Below are 254 nucleotides of genomic sequence, written 5' to 3' on the forward strand. Positions count from 1 at the left end.
TCCAGCGTCAGGACCGGCGGTTTGAGCTTGGCCCGGCTCATTTACCAGCGACCATCCCAGGCGGCGAAGTTCTGCAGCAGCTGCAGGCCGTGGGTGTGGCTCTTCTCTGGGTGGAACTGCACGGCGAAGCGCGAGCCATCGGCCAGCGCGGCGGCGAAGTCGTTGCCGTAATGGCCGCGACCGACCACCTGCCGCGGATTGCCGGCCTCGATGTAGTAGCTGTGCACGAAGTAGAAGCGGCCATTGTCCGGAAT

General features: G+C 65.0%; 1 protein-coding gene. It reads right to left on the bottom strand.

What is annotated here, in order from left to right; all coding sequences use genetic code 11:
* Positions 1–41: 41 nt before the first annotated feature.
* Positions 42–254: glutamine amidotransferase-related protein (locus tag AAEZ09_RS28755; protein WP_502947619.1), on the bottom strand; the 213-nt coding region annotated here is incomplete at its 5' end.

Source organism: Pseudomonas sp. 65/3-MNA-CIBAN-0223, from assembly GCF_040310425.1.
GTDB classification, from domain to species: Bacteria; Pseudomonadota; Gammaproteobacteria; order Pseudomonadales; family Pseudomonadaceae; genus Aquipseudomonas; species Aquipseudomonas gregormendelii.